The organism is Streptomyces asoensis (assembly GCF_016860545.1).
In the GTDB taxonomy this organism is placed as follows: domain Bacteria; phylum Actinomycetota; class Actinomycetes; order Streptomycetales; family Streptomycetaceae; genus Streptomyces; species Streptomyces asoensis.
Map to the genome: position 1 here is coordinate 2334592 of NZ_BNEB01000003.1, position 14607 is coordinate 2349198.

Annotated in this window: 16 protein-coding genes; 9 read left to right on the forward strand and 7 right to left on the reverse strand. The window is 72.4% G+C overall.

Annotated features, from left to right (window positions below; translation table 11 throughout):
* Positions 1–51: 51 nt before the first annotated feature.
* Complete coding sequence (locus Saso_RS23155; RefSeq protein WP_189920324.1) at positions 52–558, forward strand: hypothetical protein; 507 nt, start codon at positions 52–54, stop codon at positions 556–558.
* On the opposite strand, the gene Saso_RS23160 is transcribed toward Saso_RS23155, so the two are convergent.
* The 4 genes from Saso_RS23160 to Saso_RS23170 form a co-directional block, all read right to left on the reverse strand.
* Positions 527–1132, reverse strand: a complete 606-nt coding sequence (locus Saso_RS23160; RefSeq protein WP_189920322.1) for a Maf family protein — start codon at positions 1130–1132, stop codon at positions 527–529. The two genes, Saso_RS23155 and Saso_RS23160, sit on opposite strands and share 32 nt — an antisense overlap.
* Before the next feature lie 27 nt (positions 1133–1159).
* Positions 1160–1288 carry a morphogenic membrane protein MmpB gene (gene mmpB / locus Saso_RS38810; RefSeq protein ID WP_267927395.1) on the reverse strand — a complete coding sequence of 43 codons (129 nt, stop codon included), beginning with the start codon at positions 1286–1288 and terminating at the stop codon, positions 1160–1162.
* Between the two features lie 166 nt (positions 1289–1454).
* Positions 1455–1664, reverse strand: coding sequence for an acyl-CoA carboxylase epsilon subunit (locus Saso_RS23165; protein ID WP_189920320.1), 210 nt, complete (start codon positions 1662–1664; stop codon positions 1455–1457).
* A gap of 9 nt (positions 1665–1673) precedes the next feature.
* Entirely contained in the window at positions 1674–3296 is a 1623-nt protein-coding gene (locus tag Saso_RS23170; RefSeq protein WP_189920318.1) for an acyl-CoA carboxylase subunit beta, read from the reverse strand.
* 111 nt (positions 3297–3407) lie between these two features.
* On the opposite strand from Saso_RS23170, the gene Saso_RS23175 reads away from it, so the two are divergent.
* Both Saso_RS23175 and Saso_RS23180 read left to right on the forward strand, forming a co-directional pair.
* Positions 3408–4274 (forward strand): biotin--[acetyl-CoA-carboxylase] ligase, encoded by an 867-nt coding sequence (locus tag Saso_RS23175; protein WP_189920316.1) that lies wholly within the window; start codon positions 3408–3410, stop codon positions 4272–4274.
* 115 nt (positions 4275–4389) lie between these two features.
* Entirely contained in the window at positions 4390–5541 is a 1152-nt protein-coding gene (locus tag Saso_RS23180) for an adenylate/guanylate cyclase domain-containing protein (protein ID WP_189920314.1), read from the forward strand.
* Positions 5542–5575: 34 nt separating this feature from the next.
* Here Saso_RS23180 and Saso_RS23185 read toward each other — a convergent pair whose 3' ends face one another.
* On the reverse strand, positions 5576–6265 hold the full coding sequence (locus Saso_RS23185; RefSeq protein WP_229901184.1) for a hypothetical protein: 690 nt from the start codon (positions 6263–6265) through the stop codon (positions 5576–5578).
* 270 nt (positions 6266–6535) lie between these two features.
* Between Saso_RS23185 and Saso_RS23190 the strand changes: the two genes are divergently transcribed.
* From Saso_RS23190 to hutH, 3 genes are all read left to right on the forward strand, one after another.
* Complete coding sequence (locus Saso_RS23190; RefSeq protein WP_189920560.1) at positions 6536–7339, forward strand: enoyl-CoA hydratase/isomerase family protein; 804 nt, start codon at positions 6536–6538, stop codon at positions 7337–7339.
* A gap of 67 nt (positions 7340–7406) precedes the next feature.
* Positions 7407–8549, forward strand: a complete 1143-nt coding sequence (locus Saso_RS23195; protein WP_189920312.1) for a GGDEF domain-containing protein — start codon at positions 7407–7409, stop codon at positions 8547–8549.
* 114 nt (positions 8550–8663) lie between these two features.
* Entirely contained in the window at positions 8664–10202 is a 1539-nt protein-coding gene (hutH, locus tag Saso_RS23200) for a histidine ammonia-lyase (protein WP_189920558.1), read from the forward strand.
* A 54-nt stretch (positions 10203–10256) separates the two neighbouring features.
* On the opposite strand, the gene Saso_RS23205 is transcribed toward hutH, so the two are convergent.
* Together Saso_RS23205 and Saso_RS23210 are read right to left on the reverse strand one after the other, a co-directional pair.
* Positions 10257–11036, reverse strand: coding sequence for a hypothetical protein (locus Saso_RS23205; protein WP_189920310.1), 780 nt, complete (start codon positions 11034–11036; stop codon positions 10257–10259).
* A 42-nt stretch (positions 11037–11078) separates the two neighbouring features.
* Positions 11079–11453, reverse strand: coding sequence for an LPXTG cell wall anchor domain-containing protein (locus tag Saso_RS23210; RefSeq protein WP_229901183.1), 375 nt, complete (start codon positions 11451–11453; stop codon positions 11079–11081).
* Positions 11454–11562: 109 nt separating this feature from the next.
* On the opposite strand from Saso_RS23210, the gene Saso_RS23215 reads away from it, so the two are divergent.
* The 3 genes from Saso_RS23215 to Saso_RS23225 form a co-directional block, all read left to right on the forward strand.
* Positions 11563–11919, forward strand: a complete 357-nt coding sequence (locus Saso_RS23215) for a hypothetical protein (RefSeq protein ID WP_189920308.1) — start codon at positions 11563–11565, stop codon at positions 11917–11919.
* A 218-nt stretch (positions 11920–12137) separates the two neighbouring features.
* The gene (locus tag Saso_RS23220; RefSeq protein ID WP_229901182.1) at positions 12138–13385 is read left to right on the forward strand and encodes a L,D-transpeptidase; all 1248 of its coding nucleotides are present in this window, start codon (positions 12138–12140) and stop codon (positions 13383–13385) included.
* 156 nt (positions 13386–13541) lie between these two features.
* Positions 13542–14607 (forward strand): ABC transporter permease (locus Saso_RS23225; protein ID WP_203833540.1); only part of this gene is annotated, 1066 nt, incomplete at its 3' end.

Here is a 14607-nt window from a genome sequence, read left to right on the forward strand (position 1 = left end):
CGAGAAGGCAGGACGCCGGCTCGCGTCGGGCTCGAAAGTGGGTGGGGACCGGTGGTGCGCAGACCGGTGGCGTGGATCGTGGCGGTCGTGCTCTTCGCGGAGGCGCTCGGCATCGCCGCGCTGAACTGGTTCATGGGCGTCGTGGTGGACCGGCAGAACATGTCCCTGGCGGGCATGGACCCGGACGTCATGTCGACGTCCTCGAAGATCGGCGGGATCCTCTTCGGTCTCTACTTCGCGCTCTGCGCCCTGGTGGCCCTGCTGGTGGCCCTGCGCGACCGGGCGCCCGCCGGACTGGGCCGGGTGCTGCTGATCAGCGCCGCCGTCGTGCACGGCCTGCTGGGCGCCTTCGCCTGGGGCCTGCTGCGCTGGCCCCAGTTCCTGTTCATGGTCGTCGTGCTCGCCCTGATCGTGCTGCTCCTGATGACGTACGACGCCCAGGAGCGGCCCGCCCGGCGGCCGCAGGACGCCAAGGGCGACGGGGGCGGCGACCCGGCCTCCCCGCCTCCCGCCCCGCCTGCCCCGGTCACGCCTCCGACGGCGCCCACAGCTCCGTGATGCCCACGCCCAGTTGACCGAGCAGCCGCCGCACGAGGGGCAGGCTGATGCCGATGACGTTGCCGTGGTCGCCGTCGATGCCGTCGATGAACGGGGCCGAACGGCCGTCCAGGGTGAACGCCCCGGCGACGTGGAGCGGCTCGCCCGAGGCGACGTACGCCGTGATCTCGTCGTCCGTCGGCTCGCCGAAGCGGACGACGGTGGAGGCGGTCGCCGAGGTGTAGCGCCCGCTGAGGGTGTCGTAGACGCAGTGGCCGGTCTGGAGCGTCCCCGCCCGGCCGCGCATCGCCTTCCAGCGCGCCAGGGCCTCCACGGCGTCCGCGGGCTTGCCCAGCGCCTCGCCGTCCAGGTCGAGCACCGAGTCGCAGCCGATCACCAGGGCCCCCTTGACCTCGGGCCGCGCGGCGACGACGGAGGCCTTCGCCTCGGCGAGGGCGAGGGCCAGCTCGGCCGGGGTGGGCGCGGTCACGGCGTCCTCGTCGACGCCGCTGACGACGACCTCGGGGGCGAGGCCCGCCTGGCGCAGCAGGTTCAGCCGGGCGGGGGACTGGGAGGCGAGAACGAGTCGGCGCATGCGGTCAGCCTAGCCGCGCCGCGCGCCCTACCGGATCCCGAGGACGATCATCGCGATCACCATGGCCACCGCCAGGAAGAGGCCGAGTCTCCGCAGGCTCGCCTGCATCTCGCGGAGTTCCTCGGGGGGCTCGTTCTCGGGGTCGGACCACAGCATTCCACCAGCGTGCGGCCCGGCGGGGGGCCTGTGCCTGAGTAGCCGTACTCAATTCGAGGGCCCGCAGCCGTTCACCCGGTGTTCGGGTGTGCGTCGGCTGCGGGCCGGTGGGGCCGGTCGCGCGGTTCCCACGCCCCGCGCCCCCGGGGCGGCGGGCGGGCGGTGCTCAGCCCGGCCAGTAGGTGCGGCTCCAGGAGGCCTGGCCCGGCAGCGGCAGCCGGCGTGCCGCGATCCTCGCCGGATCGGACCACGCGTCCCTCGGGGCCTGCGCGCCGGACGGCTCGGCCGCTGCCGCCGCGGCGCGGGCCCGGACCACCGCCAGGGCGGCGGCGAGCTCCTCGGGGGTCGGGTTGCCCCGTACGACCTTGATCGTCACAGCGGCTCCTTAGAGGGGGATGTTGCCGTGCTTCTTCGGGGGGAGGGATTCCCGCTTGGTGCGCAGCTGACGCAGACCGCGCACGATGTGCCGGCGGGTCTCGGACGGCATGATCACCGAGTCGACGTAGCCGCGCTCGGCCGCGATGTACGGGTTGAGGAGGGTGTCCTCGTACTCCCGGATCAGCCGTGCGCGCACCGCCTCCAGGTCCTCGCCGCTCGCCGCCGCCTCCGCGAGCGTGCGCCGGTGCAGGATGTTGACCGCGCCCTGGGCGCCCATGACGGCGATCTGGGCGGTCGGCCAGGCCAGGTTGAGGTCGGCGCCCAGGTGCTTGGACCCCATGACGTCGTAGGCGCCGCCGAAGGCCTTGCGGGTGATGACGGTGATCAGCGGGACCGTGGCCTCGGCGTAGGCGTAGATCAGCTTGGCGCCGCGCCGGATGATGCCGTCGTGCTCCTGGTCGACGCCGGGCAGGAAGCCGGGCACGTCCACGAAGGTGATGACGGGGACGTTGAAGGCGTCGCAGGTGCGCACGAAGCGGGCCGCCTTCTCGGAGGCCGTGATGTCCAGACAGCCCGCGAACTGGAGGGGCTGGTTGGCGACGACGCCCACCGGCCGGCCCTCGACGCGGCCGAAGCCGGTGAGGATGTTCGGCGCGAAGAGCGCCTGCGTCTCGAAGAACTCGGCGTCGTCCAGGACGTGTTCGATCACCGTGTGCATGTCGTACGGCTGGTTGGCGCTGTCCGGGACGATGGAGTCCAGTTCGAGGTCCTCGTCGGTGACGGACAGGTCCGCCTCCTCCGGGAACGCCGGCGCCTCGCTGAGGTTGTTGGACGGCAGGTACGACAGCAGCTGCTTGACGTACTCGATGGCGTCCTTCTCGTCGCCGGCCATGTGATGGGCCACGCCGGAGGTCGAGTTGTGGGTGCGCGCGCCGCCCAGTTCCTCGAAGCCGACGTCCTCACCGGTGACCGTCTTGATGACGTCCGGGCCGGTGATGAACATGTGCGAGGTCTGGTCGACCATCACCGTGAAGTCGGTGATCGCCGGCGAGTACACCGCGCCGCCCGCGCACGGGCCCACGACCAGGCTGATCTGCGGGATCACGCCGGACGCGTGGGTGTTGCGGCGGAAGATCTCGCCGTACGCGCCCAGCGAGGCCACGCCCTCCTGGATCCGGGCACCGCCGGAGTCGTTGATGCCGATGACCGGGCAGCCGGTCTTCAGCGCGAAGTCCATCACCTTGACGATCTTCTGGCCGTAGACCTCGCCCAGGGCGCCGCCGAAGACCGTGAAGTCCTGGGAGAACACGGCGACCGGACGGCCGTCGACCGTGCCGTAGCCGGTGACGACGCCGTCTCCGTACGGGCGGTTCGCCTCCAGGCCGAAGTTGGTGGAACGGTGCCGGGCGAACTCGTCCAGCTCGACGAAGGAGCCTTCGTCGAGGAGCAGTTCGATCCGCTCACGGGCCGTCAGCTTGCCCTTGGCGTGCTGCTTCTCGACGGCACGTTCCGAACCGGCGTGCGTCGCTTCCTGGATGCGGCGCCGGAGATCCGCGAGCTTGCCCGCGGTCGTGTGGATGTCGATCCCTTGGCTCTCGTGGATCTCTTGGCGCTCTTCCGGCTCGGACATCGGGATCGCGGCTCCCTGCCTGCTCAAAAGGGGGGACGGTTACTCATCCGTAGAGTAGTGGTGGCCCTGGGGATCGGCAGTGCGGCATTCGACACACCTAGGGTGGCTTGCATGACACCGCGAGATGCAGCAGACGCCGGCGGCGGCCGCTGGTCCGATCTGGACCGTCCGCCCCTCAACACCCCGGCCCTGCGCCGGGCGCTGGTCCGCGAGGGCGGGCTGTGGTCGGGGGTGGAGGTGGTGCAGAGCACCGGTTCCACCAACTCCGACCTGGTGGCGGCCGCGGCCGCGGGCCGGGCGGCCGAGGGCGCGGTCCTCGTCGCCGAGGAGCAGACGTCGGGGCGCGGCCGGCTGGACCGCCGGTGGTCGGCGCCCGCGCGCTCCGGGCTGTTCTTCTCCGTGCTGCTCACCCCGGCCGAGGTGCCGGTGGCGCGCTGGGGCTGGCTGCCGCTGCTCACCGGGGTGGCCGTCGCGACGGGCCTGTCCCGGGCGGCGGGCGTCGACACGGCACTCAAGTGGCCCAACGACCTGCTGGTGACCGTCGGGGGCGAGGAACGCAAGGCCGGCGGCATCCTCGCCGAGCGGGCGGGACAGGAGGCGGTCGTCGTCGGCGTCGGCCTCAACGTCACCCTGCGGGCGGACGAGCTCCCGGTGCCGCAGGCCGGGTCGCTGGCCCTGGCCGGGGCCCGGAGCACGGACCGCGACACGCTGCTGCGGGGGGTGCTGCGCTCCCTGGAGGAGTGGTACGGGCGCTGGCGGGAGGCGGGCGGCGATCCCGCGCAGAGCGGTCTCCAGGAGACGTACGCCGCCGGGTGCGCGACGCTGGGACGAGCGGTGCGGGCCGAACTGCCGGGGGACCGGTCGATCGTCGGCGAGGCGGTCGCGGTCGACGGGGACGGACGGCTCGTGATCGCCACGGAGGAAGGGGTACAGGAGCCGGTGGGGGCGGGAGACATCGTGCATCTGAGGCCGGCGTGACGTGAACGCCGGGCCGTGCGTGCGGACCGGCCGGAACGGAGTGAGCTGGCGCACACCTGCCGTAGAGTTGAGGCCGGTCGATACCTGACCGCGGAAGATCGGAAGGGCAGCAGGCGTGACCGTCGACGACACGGGCTCCGGCGCGGACGCGGACGGCCGGCGAAACCTGCCGGCCGCCGAACCCGGCGATCCGGGCGACCCCGGTGAGGACCCGCATCCTCTCGCGCTCCGCCTCGAACAGCTCATCCTCGGCGCCGAGCGGCGCTACACCCCGTTCCAGGCCGCCCGCAGCGCCGGGGTCTCCATGGAGCTGGCGTCCCGGTTCTGGCGCGCCATGGGCTTCGCGGACATCGGGCAGGCCAAGGCGCTCACCGAGGCCGACGTGCTGGCCCTGCGGCGCCTCGCGGGTCTGGTGGAGGCGGGACTGCTGAGCGAGGCGATGGCGGTACAGGTGGCGCGCTCCACCGGGCAGACCACGGCACGGCTGGCGGAGTGGCAGATCGACTCCTTCCTGGAGGGGCTGACCGAGCCGCCCGAGCCGGGGATGACCCGCACCGAGGTCACCTACCCCATCGTCGAACTGCTGCTGCCCGAGCTGGAGGAGTTCCTCGTCTACGTCTGGCGACGGCAGCTCGCCGCCTCGGCGGGCCGGGTCGTCCAGGCCGCCGACGACGAGGAGATGGTCGACCGGCGGCTGGCCGTCGCCTTCGCCGACCTCGTCGGTTTCACCCGGCTGACCCGGCGGATGGAGGAGGAGGAGCTCGGCGAACTCGTCGAGGCCTTCGAGACGACCGCCGCAGACCTGGTCGCCGCCCGCGGCGGACGGCTGATCAAGACGCTCGGCGACGAAGTGCTGTACGCGGCCGACGACGCGGGCATCGCCGCCGACATCGCCCTGCTGCTCGTCGAGACGATGAGCAACGACGAGACGATGCCCGAGCTGCGGGTCGGCATGGCCTTCGGCACGGTCACCACCCGGATGGGCGATGTGTTCGGCACGACCGTGAACCTGGCCTCCCGGCTGACGTCGATAGCCCCCCGGGACGCCGTCCTCGTCGACAGCGCCTTCGCCGAGGAACTCATCCGCACCGGTGACGCCCCGGCCTCGGAGGCGGAGGCGGCGGAGGAGGCGGCCGCCGCGGAGAAGGAGGGCGAGGAGCCGCCGAAGTACCGCTTCGCGCTCCAGCCCATGTGGCAGCGCCCCGTGCGCGGCCTCGGAGTCGTCGAGCCCTGGCTGCTGACCCGGCGCAACGACATCGAGGACTAGAGACCCTCCGCAGACCCTTTCCGGGTGGGCGCGGTCAGAGCTTCGGTACGGCGGCGACCAGCGGGTCCACGCACAGGCCGATGACCGGGACGCACACGTCCGGCCGGCGCGGTTCGGCGGGCTTGCGAGGAGGCGGCGTGGGGGCGGCCGTCGTCGGGGCGGGCTCGGCCGCCGGGGGCTGCGTCTGCCGGGGCGCGCTGGTCTGCGAGGGCGCCGGGGCCGGGGGCGCGGAAGCCGCCGGCGGGTAGGTGGCGCCCGGTGTGACGGCGACGGAGGTCGGAGTACCGGGGGCGCCCGGGAGCAGTCCGGCGTCGGACGCCTCGGGAGCGGGACTGGCTCCGCCCATCGCGCTGGGCGCGGTCGGCGACGGTACGGCGGTGGCGCCCGGCCCCGCCGGACGGCCGCCGCCGGTTCCGGCGCCGGGGTCGTCGGTCTCCGTGCTCGCGACGGGCTCGGGCCGCGGTCCGGCCTCCGCGGTGCCCGGTCCGCCGGCGCCGCCCGGGTCCGGGGACAGCCGTACGAGGCTCAGCACGCCGGCGGCCAGCGCGAGGCCGCCCGCCGCGAACAGCACCTTGCGGGGGCGGGGGCGGCGGTGCCGGCCGCGGGGGCGCGGGACCCACAGCCCGCCGCCGCGCCCGTCCGGCGTGGCGTCCTCGTGCTCCGCCGTGTCGCCCACCGCCGTCCCGTACGGTCCGGTCCACGTGTCCACCGGTGTGCTCGTCATCGCGTTCCTCCCCGGTGCGGTCACGGCCCCGGTGCGCCGGGGCGGACGCACGTTATGCGCTCCCATGGGCGGTGCGGGTGGAGTTGGGCGTCATGTCACCCGAACGAGTCAGCGGGGCTGCCTCGCGGGGCTGCCTCGCGGCGGGGGCGGTGGGGGGTGCCGGGCGGGCGGTCCGCTCTTTCGTCCGCGGGACCCGGCTGAGATGATCGGCCGAGCGTTGTTAACCCTCGTTAACCGGAGGATGTCGTGAGCGGTGTCGGGAGCGGTGCCATGGGCGAGGAGCGGTTCGGGGAGTTCGTCCTCGTACGGCGGCACGGGGACGGCGGCCATGTCGCCGAGCTGGTCCTCGACCGGCCGAAGGCGATGAACGCCGTCTCCACCGCCATGGCCGGGTCGATCGCCGGGGCCTGCGAGGCGCTGGGCGGCGACCGGGACGTACGGGTGGTGATGCTGACCTCGACGCACGAGCGGGCGTTCTGTGTCGGCGCCGACCTCAAGGAGCGCAACTCCTTCAGCGACGCCGAGCTGCTGCGCCAGCGGCCGGTCACGCGCGGGGCGTACACCGGGGTGCTGGAACTGCCGGTGCCCACGGTCGCGGCGGTGCACGGGTTCGCGCTGGGCGGCGGCTTCGAGCTGGCGCTCGCGTGCGACGTGATCGTGGCCGACGCCACCGCGGTGGTCGGGCTCCCCGAGGTGTCCGTGGGTGTCATCCCGGGCGGCGGCGGCACCCAGCTGCTGCCGCGCCGGGTGGGGGCGGCCCGCGCCGCCGAGCTGGTCTTCACGGCGCGCCGGGTGCCGGCGGCCGAGGCGCGGGACCTGGGTCTGGTGGACGTCCTCGTGGAGGAGGGCCGGGACCGGGCGGAGGCGCTGGAGCTGGCCGGGCGGATCGGCGCCAACTCGCCGGTCGGGCTGCGGGCGGCGAAGCGTGCGCTGCGCCTGGGGCAGGGCCTCGACCTGCGGGCCGGGCTGGAGGTCGAGGACGCGGCCTGGCGTGCGGTGGCCTTCTCGGGGGACCGGGCCGAGGGGGTGGCGGCCTTCAACGAGAAGCGCAGGCCGCAGTGGCCCGGTGAGTGACGACCCCTGTCACTCCAGGTAGCCCTTCGGTATCCCCTTTCGACCTGAATGTCCCTAGCCTGGGGAGATGGGTGACGACAGACGCCTGGTGGCCGTGGTGGCGCTGGCGCAGGGGATGGCGGCCGCGCACACCCCGCGCGACTCCTGGCGTGCGGCGGCCCTCGGGGCCTGCCGGGCGCTGTCCGGGGGCTTCGCCGCGCTCTCGGTGTGGGAGCGGGACCACGGGCGGCTGCGCGTCCTGGTGAACGTGGGGGACCGGGCCGCCGACGAGGACGAGTTCCCGGAGGCCGAGGCCTACCCGGTGCACCAGTTCCCCGAGATCACCGAGTTCCTGCACGAGCGCTGGCTGGCGGGCGGTGAGCCCGACGCCTGGGTGGAGACGGACCGGGGGCCCGCGGCCGGGAGCCCCGGCTACTGCCACCAGCGGGTCGCCGCGCTGCGCCGCCGGGGCCGGGGCTCGTGCGTGGTCGCGCCGATCGTGCTGCACGGCCGCGCCTGGGGCGAGCTGTACGTCGCCCGGGCGGCCGGAACGCCGGTCTTCGAGCGAGCCGACGCCGACTTCGCCACCGTCCTGGCCGCCGTCGTCGCCGCCGGGCTCGCCCAGACCGAGCGGCTGGAGGAGGCCCGGCGCCTCGCCTTCACCGACGCCCTCACCGGCCTGGCCAACCGGCGCGCCGTGGACGTCCGGCTGGAGGAGGCGGTCGAGCGGCACCGCGCGGAAGGCGTCGTCGTCAGCCTCGTCGTGTGCGACCTCAACGGCCTGAAGCGGGTCAACGACACCCGCGGGCACGCGGTGGGCGACCGGCTGCTGGAACGCTTCGGGTCGGTGCTCTCGCTGTGCGGGGCCATGCTGCCCGGGGCGCTCGCCGCCCGGCTCGGCGGCGACGAGTTCTGTCTGCTGGCCGTCGGACCGCCCGCCGACGACGTCGTGAAGGTCGCCGACGACCTCTGCCGCCGGGCCGGCGACCTGGAGCTCGGCGAGGGGGTCGCCTGCGGGGTCGCCTCCACCCAGGACCCCATCGGGCCCGTGACCTCGGCCCGCCGGCTGTTCCGGCTGGCCGACGCCGCCCAGTACCGGGCCAAGGCCGTACGGGCCGCCCGGCCGGTGGTCGCCGGGCGCGCGGGTCCCGACGACCCCGTCGTCCGCCTGGCCGACGAGCCGCCCCACGAGCGGACCGCCGAGCGGCGGCGGTTCCGGGGCCGGAGCTGAAGGAGGGGACCGGAGGGGGTCTCGGGCCCCGGGTGTGACCTATTCGGTAAGGGGTGAACCCGGTACCCACTGGTGACATCCCGGTCTTCACTGCGTACGCTCCTGAATATGGATATGCACACTGTGGTGGTGGGGACGTCCGGCGTGACCGCGTCCGACGTGCTCGCCGTGGCGCGCGACGGCGCCCGCATCGAGCTCTCCGCGGAGGCGGTGGCGGCCCTCGCCGCCGCCCGCGAGATCGTGGACGCGCTGGCGGCCAAGCCCGAACCCGTCTACGGCGTCTCCACCGGTTTCGGCGCCCTCGCCACCCGGCACATCAGCCCGGAGCTGCGCGCCCAGCTCCAGCGCAACATCGTCCGCTCGCACGCCGCCGGTATGGGCCCGCGGGTCGAGCGCGAGGTCGTCCGCGCCCTGATGTTCCTGCGGCTGAAGACCGTCTGCTCCGGGCACACCGGCGTGCGGCCCGAGGTCGCGCAGACCATGGCCGACATCCTGAACGCCGGCATCACCCCGGTCGTGCACGAGTACGGATCGCTGGGCTGCTCCGGTGACCTGGCGCCGCTCTCGCACTGCGCCCTCACGCTCATGGGCGAAGGGGACGCGGAAGGCCCCGACGGCGTCGTGCGGCCCGCGGGCGAGCTGCTCGCCGAGCACGGCATCGCCCCCGTCGAGCTGCGCGAGAAGGAGGGCCTCGCCCTCCTCAACGGCACCGACGGCATGCTCGGCATGCTGGTCATGGCCCTGGCCGACCTCGACATGCTCTACAAGTCCGCCGACGTCACGGCCGCGCTGTCGCTGGAGGCGCTCCTCGGCACGGACCGGGTCCTCGCCCCCGAGCTGCACGCCATCCGCCCCCACCCGGGCCAGGGCGCCTCGGCCGCCAACATGCTGGCCGTGCTGGCGGGTTCGGAACTCACCGGCCACCACCAGGACGACGCCCCGCGCGTCCAGGACGCCTACTCGGTGCGCTGCGCCCCGCAGGTCGCCGGCGCCGGCCGCGACACCATGGCCCACGCCCGTCTCGTCGCCGAGCGGGAGCTCGCCTCGGCCGTCGACAACCCGGTGGTGCTTCCCGACGGGCGGGTCGAGTCCAACGGCAACTTCCACGGGGCGCCGGTCGCCTACGTGCTGGACTTCCTCGCCATCGCCGTCGCCGACCTCGCCTCCATCGCCGAGCGGCGCACCGACCGGCTGCTGGACAAGAACCGCAGCCACGGCCTGCCGCCGTTCCTCGCGGACGACGCCGGCGTCGACTCCGGGCTGATGATCGCCCAGTACACGCAGGCCGCGCTGGTCAGCGAACTGAAGAGGCTGGCCGTACCGGCGTCCGCCGACTCGATCCCGTCCTCCGCCATGCAGGAGGACCATGTGTCGATGGGCTGGTCCGCGGCCCGCAAGCTGCGCACCGCCGTGGACAACCTCACCCGTGTGCTCGCCGTCGAGCTGTACGCCGCCTCGCGCGGGGTGGAGCTGCGCGAGGGGCTGACCCCGGCGCCCGCGAGCCGGGCGGTCGTCGAGGCCGTGCGGGAGGCGGGCGTCCAGGGGCCCGGCCCGGACCGGTTCCTCGCACCCGACCTCGCGGCGGCCGACGCCTTCGTGCGCGAGGGACGCCTCGTCGCCGCCGTGGAGAAGGTCACCGGACCCCTGCGGTAGCGCGAAGGGCCCCGCCGCACAGGTGTGACGGCGGGGCCGCTAGGCCGTGCGGGGTCACTTCAGCTTGGCGACCTGCGCGTCGATCACGGCCGCCGGGACGGCACCCATCTCGCCGCCCTTGGCCATCGCGGCGAAGTTCACCGTGTAGAACGTGGCGACGGTGTTGCCCTTGCGCACCACGGCGGTGTGGAAGGTGGCCGTGCCCTCGCCCTCCATGGAGACGTCCGAGGCGAACGCGACCGTCTCGTCGCCCTTGGCGGCGCCCTTCTCGGCGGCCGTCCTGGTGACCTCGGTGCTCTCGCCGTCGGCCTTCAGTCCGTACCCGCCGGCACAGGCGGCCACGCCGTCGGAGACCGCCTTCATGGCCTTCTCGGCGCCGTCGCCCGCGTACGAGGAGAGACCCACGTACGTCATGTCGATGTCGAAGGCGTCCGCGAGGTCCGTCGGCTTCGCCGTGGCCGCGGACAACTTGTCCTCCGAGACCGCGTTGCCGGCGTTCGCGTCGGTGTCCCCCGGGGCCAGGGCGGCCGTCGCCCAGGCGAGCGGGTCGCAGGCCGGCTTGTCGGTCTTCACCTTGGACTTGGACGACGGCAGGGTGTCGTCACCCGAGGCGACCTTGTACCCCTTGACCTCGCCCTGCGCGAGCAGCAGCTTCTCGAGCTCGGCGGTGGTGAGCGCCTTCGCGGCCGGAGCCGACGAGGAGGCGGCGGACGAGGACGCCTTGGAGTCCGAGGTGTCCTTGGACCCCTCGTCCGAACACGCGGTGAGGAGGGAGAACGACAGCACGCCTATCGCGGCGGTGGAGCACAGCCGCGCCCCCGATGATCTCTTCATGCGCGAACTATGAAGAGCCTGTCAAAGGACAGTCAAGTCGATTCAAAATCCCAGACGTTCACGGCGGACGGAATACACCACGAAGCCCGCGCCCAGGGCGAGCAGGGTGGTCCCGCCGACGACGTAGGGGGTCGTGTCGAAGCTGCCGGTGTCGGCGAGCCGGGTGCCGTCGTCGGTGGTGGCGGCCCCCAGGGCCGACTCGGCCGCCGTCGTCCCGGCCGCGCTGTCGGTCCGCAGGTCGGCGGTGGTCGTGTCCGTGGTCGTCGACGCGACCCGGGCCCGGGTCGTGACCTGTGTCGTCATGTCCGTTCTGACCGGCGTGTCCTGGGACGCGTTGGCGGACGGGACGAACCACAGGGCACCCAGCAGGGTCCCCGCGGCGGTGGCGGTCAGCAACGAACGTCGAGCGGATGACACGGAATATCGATCCCCTTGTGGCGCTGGCGAATTGGCCGTGTGGTCCGATGCTAATGAAAGTCACGGGTCGCGGGAAAGTTGCGGGAGCCACGAGCCGTACGCTCCGGCCATGAGCACTGAAGAGACATCACGTTTTGTACGGCTTCGGGTGGAGGTCTTGCTCGAAGTGCACGACGGGGACGCCGTGACACAGGCGGCGCTGCGGCGGCTCGCGGACGACACGGAGGTCCCGGACGCCGAGCGCGCGCACACCGAGGGCGCTGTGACGGAAGACACCGCCGATGCCCTCGCCTACCTCGTCGACCCGTTCGACCTGGTCGGGGAGGTCCCCGGCGTCGAACTCCAGCAGGCCTCCTGGTCCACGGAGCGGGTCGAGCACGACCCGGATTCGCCGGAGTGGGACCTCGACGAGGATGATGTCGACGAGGATGACGGGCCGGAAGGCGAAGAGGCCCGCATCGGCTGAGCGTTCCGGGGAAACTCGTGTACCCCGGACGGCAACCGCCGGCCGGGGTCCCGTCGTCTCAGCAGGCGCACGAACCGACACCCGCACCATCCGCACGCCCTGAAGTGGTGTGCCCCACACCTTCGGGAATGTGGAACGGGAGGAACCGGTCGTAGCGTTGGTGTTCTTGACGGGGACTCTCTGGGTTCTGGTAATCGGCGACGATGGAGAAGCGTGTGATGACGGACAGTAGGCGGCGCCGGGGTCTGGCGGCCGCGTCCGCCCTGCTCGGCGGTGTTCTGGTGCTCTCCGCCTGTTCCGGTGGCGACAGCGGCGCCTCCGACGGCGGCGGCAGCTCCTCGCAGGCCAAGGCCGACGAGGCGGCGGCCAAGAAGTCCTCAGAGGCCCAGATCAAGATCACGCCCGCGGACGGCTCCGACAACGCCTCCATCAACAACTCCGCCGCCGTCACGGTGAGCAAGGGCACGCTCACCGCGGTCACCATGACCACGGCCGAGGGCGCCGCCGTCAAGGGCGCGCTCTCCGCCGACAAGACCAGCTGGAAGCCGGACACTCAGCTCGAGCGCTCCACCACCTACAAGGTCGCGGCCGAGGCGAAGGACTCGAACGGCCTCGTGGCCCACGAGAACGCCTCGTTCACCACGGTCTCCCCGAACAACAGCTTCATAGGCAACTTCACGCCTGAGGACGGCTCCACCGTCGGCGTGGGCATGCCCGTGTCGATCAACTTCAACAAGGCGATCACCAACAAGGCGGCCGTCCAGAAGGGCGTCACCGTCACCTCCACCAGCGGTCAGGAGGTCGTCTGCCACTGGTTCTCCACCCAGCGGATGGACTGCCGTCCGGACGAGTACTGGAAGGAGAACTCCACCGTCACGCTGAAGCTCGCGCTCGACGGGGTGGAGGGCGCCGACGGCGTCTTCGGCGTCCAGCAGAAGACGGTCACCTTCAAGATCGGCCGCAACCAGGTCTCCTACGTCGACGCGAAGACCAAGCAGATGAAGGTCACGCACAACGGCGCGGTCGTCAAGACCATCCCGATCTCCGCCGGCTCGCCCGACAACAAGACGTACGAGGGCCAGATGGTGATGTCGGAGAAGTTCAAGGAGACGCGCATGAACGGCGCGACCGTGGGCTTCACCGACGACGACGGCAAGGGCGAGTACGACATCAAGGACGTGCCGCACGCCATCCGCCTCACCAACTCCGGCACCTTCGTGCACGGCAACTACTGGGGCGCGAAGTCCGTCTTCGGCTCGGTGAACACCAGCCACGGCTGCGTGGGCCTGTCCGACACCAAGGGCGCCGACGACACCGGCACGGCGGGCTACTGGTTCTACACCAACTCGATCGTCGGTGACGTCGTGGTGGTCCAGAACACCGGCGACAAGACCGTGGCCCCGGACAACGGCCTCAACGGCTGGAACATGGACTGGGCCCAGTGGAAGGCGGGTTCGGCCGTCTGAGGCCCGCCTTCGGCGGTCGCTCCGACAGCCCCCGCACAGCTCTCCGGTGCCGCCCTCAGGGGCGGCACCGGTGTTTCCGGGGCCGATCACAGCCTTCTCATCGTTCTCTTATTTCGGCCTTATCCCTTCATCACGCGCCGTACCTACCGTGCGGCCATGTTCTTCACCTACCTGAGGCGCGAACTGCGCCGCCGCAGAAAGGCGGCCCTCGTCGTCGCCTCCGGGCTCGCCCTGGGCATCGCGCTGGTCATCGTGGTCACCTCCGTGTCCTCCGGCATGGGGAAGGCCCAGGACAAGGTCCTCCAGTCCCTGTACGGCCTCGGGACGGACATGACGGTCACCAAGGCCGCCTCCCCCACCGCGAGCGCCTCGGACCGCCCGCGATTCCGGTTCGACGCGCAGGACGAGGACTCCGACGCGCAACAGAGCACCGACCGGGTCATGGTGCAGGGCTTCCAGACCCTGTCGACCGCGACCGTCACCAAGGTCGGCGAGCAGGGCGGTGTCTCCGACGCGGTCGGCGGACTGAGCCTCCAGGTACTCAAGGTCGACGGCCAGTTCACCCGCGGCCAGTTCCAGCAGGACGGCAACGCGGGCGGCGCCGGCCGGCAGGGCGGCGGCAACGGCGGCGGCAGCGGCCAGCCGCAGGGTGAAGTCCGCGGCGGCGGCGCCGACTTCGACGTCAACAGCTACTCCGTCTACGGCACCGACGTCACCGAGCCCGCGCTCGGCCCGCTGACCTCCTCGACGATCACCAGCGGCCGCACCTTCAAGACCACGGAGAACAACGGCAAGGTCGCCGTCCTCGACTCGGCGTACGCCAAGGAGAAGTCGCTCAAGGTCGGCTCCACGCTCACCATCAGCAGCGTGAAGTTCTCCGTGATCGGCGTCGCCACGGCCGACAGCGGCGACGCCGCGGCCAACGTCTACATCCCGCTGACCCAGGCCCAGACCCTCAGCGACTCGAAGAACAAGGTCACCACGATCTACGTCAAGGCGACCGACTCGCAGAAGATCGACAGCGTCAAGTCGACCATCCAGAAGAACGTCTCGGGCACCACGGTGACGACCTCCGCAGACCTCGCGGACACCGTCTCCGGCTCCCTCTCCACGGCCTCCTCGCTCGCCACGAACGTCGGCAAGTGGCTGTCCGTCGCGGTCCTGATCGCCGCCTTCCTCGTCGCCGGTCTGCTCACCTCCTCGGCGGTCTCCCCCGCGTCCG

Bases quoted from the DNA above. Each gene is read 5' to 3' on its own strand.
- Saso_RS23175 (WP_189920316.1), top strand. From the start codon at position 3,408: ATGACACCGCGAGATGCAGCAGACGCCGGCGGCGGCCGCTGGTCCGAT.
- Saso_RS23220 (WP_229901182.1), top strand. From the start codon at position 12,138: ATGACGGACAGTAGGCGGCGCCGGGGTCTGGCGGCCGCGTCCGCCCTG.
- hutH (WP_189920558.1), top strand. From the start codon at position 8,664: ATGCACACTGTGGTGGTGGGGACGTCCGGCGTGACCGCGTCCGACGTG.
- Saso_RS23160 (WP_189920322.1), bottom strand. From the start codon at position 1,132: ATGCGCCGACTCGTTCTCGCCTCCCAGTCCCCCGCCCGGCTGAACCTG.
- Saso_RS23170 (WP_189920318.1), bottom strand. From the start codon at position 3,296: ATGTCCGAGCCGGAAGAGCGCCAAGAGATCCACGAGAGCCAAGGGATC.
- Saso_RS23205 (WP_189920310.1), bottom strand. From the start codon at position 11,036: ATGAAGAGATCATCGGGGGCGCGGCTGTGCTCCACCGCCGCGATAGGC.
- Saso_RS23215 (WP_189920308.1), top strand. From the start codon at position 11,563: ATGAGCACTGAAGAGACATCACGTTTTGTACGGCTTCGGGTGGAGGTC.
- mmpB (WP_267927395.1), bottom strand. From the start codon at position 1,288: ATGCTGTGGTCCGACCCCGAGAACGAGCCCCCCGAGGAACTCCGCGAG.
- Saso_RS23185 (WP_229901184.1), bottom strand. From the start codon at position 6,265: ATGACGAGCACACCGGTGGACACGTGGACCGGACCGTACGGGACGGCG.
- Saso_RS23190 (WP_189920560.1), top strand. From the start codon at position 6,536: ATGGGCGAGGAGCGGTTCGGGGAGTTCGTCCTCGTACGGCGGCACGGG.
- Saso_RS23195 (WP_189920312.1), top strand. From the start codon at position 7,407: ATGGGTGACGACAGACGCCTGGTGGCCGTGGTGGCGCTGGCGCAGGGG.